The following is a 5,481-nucleotide window of genomic DNA, read 5'->3' as shown; positions in this document are numbered from 1 at the left end:
ATTGACACTCCCTCAAGATTTAGAGCGAGAATTTCAGCATGAAGTAGAACAATTGGAGGCAGAGCAACGTATGCAGTATGTTACTTCTTTTGAACGTAGTGGTATTGAAAAAGGTAAGCTTGAAGCTTTGTTGAAAGGTATAGCCTTGGGATTAAAGCTCAAATTTGGAGAAACTGGTCAAAATTTATTACCTGAAATCGAATCTATCCAAGATGTAAGTGTGCTAGAAGCCATTTTGGAGGGCATAGATGCAGCGAGTACTGTCTCACAATTGCGTCAAATTTACCAGTCGCCCACAACCGATACCCAGCAATGAAATTGAGCATCGCCCAATTTCCCTATTCCTGACTCCATAAGCCTAAGACGAATTTAACTCAAATAAACTATGCCCAAGACTTGGAATCTAAAAATAGATAACTATTTTCAAGCCAACCCCAATTGCATTATCGCCACCGCCCATGTAGACTCGTTCCCGATAGACCTGCCGCTAGAACCGAACATCCGCGAACCAAACCGCAAAAGCGCGACCTACAGACAAGTTTTCGACTCACTGACAACCGAACCCGAAAAATTCTTCTCTCGCCACAGTGGAATCGTTCTGTCAGCTAATATTGTTAAACCTGTCAAGAACAAAACTGAACTGGAGCTAGAAGTCTTAGAAGCTAACGAGGGCGGTAGCGACGGTATTATCAACGGGGGGCATACAGTTTTAGCTTTTGAGCAAGCTAAAAATTACAACTACAATTTAACCGAAGCCAGGGTAAAAGTTACGATTCACATCGGATTGAGTGAAGAATCAGCCAAAGATATAGCCCTGGCCTCCAACACCACAACGCCAGTAGATTCTCGTTCCAAAGTCAACGCTAGGGGTGATTACAAATTCATCAAGCAGTACTTAGCTCAGTTAGAACAGAAAGAAGATAGGAAATTTCGCATCGCCTATTACCAGAATCAAAGTGGCGCTCCCAGAAATGCCCAGTGCAATGTCACTCATTTGCTCAAGCTCCTTTACTGCCTTGATAGAAATAAATATAACCCCGATGGCAATAAACGAACCAAACACCCAGCAGGGATGAGTCTTCCAAGTAACATCACAGACGCAGAAAGGGAGCGGTTAACCGCCTTACTGCCTCTCTTGACTCATGCTCTGTGGATAGAGCAAAGACTCTATGAAATAATCCAAGACCATATCAGCAACCCCAGAAGAAAGGGTGCTAACGATTTAGCATCAATTGATATACGTAAAACTACGTTATTGCCGGACAGCAAATATTCTTTCGGGTTTGGTGCGCCAACTGACCTCGCATTACCGATAATCGCATCCTATCGGGTATTTCTAGACAAGGAATATAAATGGATTCTGCCGTTTAACGAATTCGCCGAAGATTTCCTCCAACACCTGTGGAATAACTATTTCCGTAAATACTTGGTGTCGGAGAAAACAGCAGGGAATACAGTCGGTACAAAAATCAGCCGCAATCAAGAGATTTGGGAAAGTTTGTATATCTCAGCGCAAAGTTATCTAAATCAGCACTTGATGCAAATGGTTAACTCCAGTAAGTCAGAAGAACCGAAGGTGACACAAGGTAGAAAAAGGCGTTTGCAAGCAGATAAGAAATAATAGTATAAGTTTACTATAAAAGATTCATTTTAGATAGGCGATGGCTTTTAACAGTAAACAGTTATCAGTCAAGTCGTAAAGTCCTTGGGTTTTAACTGATAACTGATAACTGTTTTAATTGATAGCCTAACTAGTGAAATCGAAAAAGTGCTATTGCTCACAGATTCTTTCCCATTTTCATATACAATAACAACTGCTCATTCAAGGTAGCAAGAGAGGAAAAATAATGGCTGAACTCAAACTCCGGTCAAAAGATCCAGATTCCCTCAAACGCATTATTCAAAGTGCTTTGTCAGAAAGATTACAGAGTGTGACAGCAGGAATCAAAAGAACAGAAGAAAGGATTCAGGAATTTGAAACCAAATATAAATTATCGACTGAAGAATTTATCACTCAGTTTAATAATGATGAATTATCCCATAATTTTGACTTTGATGAGTGGATTGGAGAAGCTCGAATGTTGGCACATTTACAACAAACAAAAGAATCTATAGAGGAGATTGATTTTGTTGATTGAAGATTATTTTCAGGAAATTCGGCTTTTAATTGAATCCTCCGAGATAGTTAAAATATTTCATATAGAAAATGAAAAAAGAGGAATGTATGAAGGTTTTATCAGAGCCAAACTCGAATTTAAAGATAACTCCTTGCTGCATTTGAGGGAATTTGTTTATGTTGAAATATCTCTTGATAGAAAAATGTATAGCTATCAATATATGAATTCAGAGAATAATCTAATTTTTCGCTATGACAATACTGAACATCACCGAAAATTAAATCTGACTACTTTCCCTCATCATAAACATGATGGGAGTGAGGATAATATAGTTAAATCAGATGCTCCTTTTTTAGCTGAGATCCTAAAAGAAATTGAGAAAATATTAGGATAAGTGCGATTCCTACGGCAGACGTTGCCAACTTCAACTTATTCCTCTTTTTGAACCAGCAATTTTCCAGACACCCCAGCCGTAAAACCCAACCCAATCGCCGCTACAGTAACGCTAGGCTTGATAAACAACGTCGCAATTCCAATAACTGCGCCCCAAAGACAGCCATAGCAGCAAACGATAATCAACTGATTTTTGGGTTTAGCTCTTTGGTCTTGAATAGATTGGTGAACGATGGCATAATCTTCAAGCTCATTGGTAAGTTCTGATAAAGAAGCGCCGTATTCTTTTTCCAATCTATAAATAGCCAGCCTGTCTGCTTTAACTGGACTTATGGCTAATTTTTGTAATGCTGTGGTTAATTTGTCGCTCATTTTTAAATTTCCCATACCCGTACATTCCAGAAAATGTTTAGAAAAAATTTAAATCTTGCTGAAAAAATAAAAAGACCCTATTTTTATCCGTACCTGGAGATGTAAGAATACCGGAACTCGACCGGAACTCAACAGGAACTCAACAGGAAGTGTGACCAATATTACTAATTAACATTAATTACACTGAAACCATCTTTTTCATTTCCGCACAATCGGTTAGTGTCAATTAATTGTGATAGGGCATTTCTCAAGTAAAGAACACTCTTTTTATCGTCGCCCCACTTGCGGCTGTTTCTGATAGCAGCAAAAGAAGTTGGAGGACTAGCAGTAGCTGCAACGATCGCCACAATCTGTTCCAAATCAGCCTCAGAAATACTATTTTCTTCTACTTCCAGAAATTCCAGTTCTTGATAAGGCTTTGAAAAAATGGACTCCAGATGATTAACTGCGTCTGATGGAGCAATTTTCTCCCCTCTGGGTATGACTGCCCTTTCATGCTGTTGAACTAATTCCGGGAAGAACTGAAGTAATGTTCTAGCTGGATCTGGTTGCCCATTGCCTGGGTGTTTGTGGGTCTTTAGCCATTCGGGAATCATGCCCAAGTTGCCACCAATAACAGGTTCTCCAAAGTTATTAGGGTTGGCTTTGAAATATTCTCCACTAGCAACATTCATTTTGCGTAGACCACCAGCGCTGACAGACTGAGCTACACAGCCAATGAAGTTAATTGATAGCTTAAAGGTGTCTGCCAGCCCTGCTGTGGCCTTCCCAACCACAGAAGTTAGGTTCGAGCCATGCAACACAATGATTAATGTACCGCCACACTTGGCGAAGCGAGAAAGTAAATATTGAATCGCCCAAGTGCGATCGCTCTCCTCTAACAATGACAGCAACCGCATGGCTTCATCAATTACTAGCAGTAAATTTTTATGGGAGTAAGGTTCGCTTCCATCTAAGCCTTTAAGAAATTTCAATAAATCACGAGCGACGAGTTGATCAGCCCCATCTGCATCAATATCCGGGTATTTAAGGGCAGAAGTCAAGTTGCAGGCAAAGGGGTAAACGTCCACCCCAGCAGTAAAGTATTGGGTGTTCAATCCGGGGTCAAGTGCTGTTGATAATGTTGCCAAGATTGCTGCTAAGGTTCCCTTGCCACCTCGCTGAGTACCAGCGATCGCAATGACTTGAGAACTCATCATATTCTCTACTTGGAATCCACTTTTCGTTAAAGCAGTGATGAGTGCGTTTGCCCTATTAGTCAGAGGAAGATTAATTAAAGTTTCTGGTGCAAGCTCATCAGAGGAAGATGGTTGTAACTCTGTCGGTCTAGAAAGCTCCGCAGCTTGGTTCATCTTCCCAATATCTACCTGTGGCGATTGAAACTGTTTGATATCTACGGTCGGTGGTAACTGGGCTTGAGCCTGTGCGATGGCACTTATCTCAGACCGATTCACTCGGCTGTCAATTGTCACATTCTGTAAATGGAGAGCCATGCTTTCATAAGTCGGTAGCTGACGACCCTTAAGCTTGCTAAACCAGCCAAACATCCAGCGATAAGCGTAAAAACGTTTTCCTGGTTCAACTTGGGTTAAATATTGGACAATATTTTCAAACTCAGCATGAAGAAAGGTGTACTCTTCTGCTGATTGTCGCTCCAGGAATTTAACGGTATTGGCAAGATGATCTGCTTGATAATTACTCCTCGCATCATAATCCCCAGCACGAGCTAGAGCGTCTACAAAATTACCACGCACAAAAGGCAAGGGGGCAATCTCCTTGGTTCTGTTGGAATGTTCGACAACAAACCATAACCACGCAGCACCACCGATTAAACCACCAACTAGCGCCAAAGGGTTCACCGCATAACAAACCGCTCCGATCCCAGAAGCCAACAAACCAAGTACACGGGTCATATCTGCTTCATTCTCAGATGCCCGTGCCATTTCAAATAATCCATCTTTTCTCTCTTGCAGCCATTGGGCAATATTTCCGGCTTCCAAGTGAGACAAGCTAGGATATGATTCGCGTAAATGTTCAGTTTCTTTAGTTGTAATTTTTGGGATATCGTTACCTTGCATAAATGCCTCCCTTGGTGAAACGTTGCCGCCCTTTTTTACAGTGATTGGTTTCTTGGGCGGTTTCCGTTCTAATCCTTTGTCAGTCGCCAAATAGCGAACCCAATTTCACCCGCCATCATTGTGCCGATGTTAAACAAAATACAGCCCAAAATCATGAATGGGGCTGTAAATTCAAATGGGTTACGAGCCGCAAAGGTGGTGACAATATCGAACACCCAAACCGCAATCACAACCAGCCCTGCGCTAGAGCGATCGCGTGTACCTGCGGTTTTGTAATCCGCCCAGAGTTGGCCTACTAAGTCAATCTTGCCACTAGGCTTGGTTTCAAGGTCATAAACCATGTGGTCTTGAAGTTCCCGCCTAGCTGAATCTGGGTTCTTACCACGTAGGGCGTGGGCTTCGATTACTTGCACACCTACAGAAATTATGAATGCAAGGTAAAAAAACGGGTTGAACAGTGCAAACGGCACATTTAGCCAATTCCAAGTCGGCTCAAACCAGGGACAAACAGGGGGGCCTTG

The 5,481-nt window shown here is 41.8% G+C and carries 5 protein-coding genes and 2 pseudogenes; 4 read left to right on the top strand and 3 right to left on the bottom strand.

From position 1 onward, the window contains the following. From VB732_RS35255 to VB732_RS35240, 4 genes and pseudogenes are all read left to right on the top strand, one after another. Window positions 1-316, top strand: a pseudogene (locus VB732_RS35255) (cytosolic protein); the annotation flags it as partial. A gap of 69 nt (window positions 317-385) precedes the next feature. Further along, window positions 386-1,621, top strand: coding sequence for an AIPR family protein (locus VB732_RS35250; protein WP_323235447.1), 1,236 nt, complete (start codon window positions 386-388; stop codon window positions 1,619-1,621). A 226-nt stretch (window positions 1,622-1,847) separates the two neighbouring features. Next, on the top strand, window positions 1,848-2,138 hold the full coding sequence (locus tag VB732_RS35245) for a hypothetical protein (protein ID WP_190964298.1): 291 nt from the start codon (window positions 1,848-1,850) through the stop codon (window positions 2,136-2,138). Then, a complete protein-coding gene (locus tag VB732_RS35240) occupies window positions 2,128-2,511 on the top strand; it encodes a toxin-antitoxin system TumE family protein (RefSeq protein WP_323235446.1) in 384 nt (127 codons plus the stop codon). Before VB732_RS35245 ends, VB732_RS35240 begins: the two co-directional genes overlap by 11 nt. Before the next feature lie 35 nt (window positions 2,512-2,546). Here the strand turns inward: VB732_RS35240 and VB732_RS35235 are convergent, their stop codons facing one another. The 3 genes and pseudogenes from VB732_RS35235 to VB732_RS35225 form a co-directional block, all read right to left on the bottom strand. Next, the gene (locus tag VB732_RS35235; RefSeq protein WP_323235445.1) at window positions 2,547-2,882 is read right to left on the bottom strand and encodes a hypothetical protein; all 336 of its coding nucleotides are present in this window, start codon (window positions 2,880-2,882) and stop codon (window positions 2,547-2,549) included. Between the two features lie 164 nt (window positions 2,883-3,046). Continuing rightward, entirely contained in the window at window positions 3,047-5,050 is a 2,004-nt protein-coding gene (locus VB732_RS35230) for a hypothetical protein (RefSeq protein WP_323235444.1), read from the bottom strand. Then, window positions 5,029-5,481 (bottom strand): annotated as a pseudogene (locus VB732_RS35225) (hypothetical protein); the annotation flags it as partial. The gene VB732_RS35230 and the pseudogene VB732_RS35225, both read right to left, overlap by 22 nt.

The organism is Nostoc sp. UHCC 0252 (genome assembly GCF_034931145.1).
Classification (GTDB): Bacteria; Cyanobacteriota; Cyanobacteriia; order Cyanobacteriales; family Nostocaceae; genus Nostoc.
Note: the sequence above shows the minus strand (reverse complement) of the source record. Positions and strands in the feature narration are given on the sequence as shown.

Coding starts and splice junctions, on each gene's coding strand:
- VB732_RS35250 (WP_323235447.1), top strand. CDS start 386: ATGCCCAAGACTTGGAATCTAAAAATAGATAACTATTTTCAAGCCAAC.
- VB732_RS35245 (WP_190964298.1), top strand. CDS start 1,848: ATGGCTGAACTCAAACTCCGGTCAAAAGATCCAGATTCCCTCAAACGC.
- VB732_RS35235 (WP_323235445.1), bottom strand. CDS start 2,882: ATGAGCGACAAATTAACCACAGCATTACAAAAATTAGCCATAAGTCCA.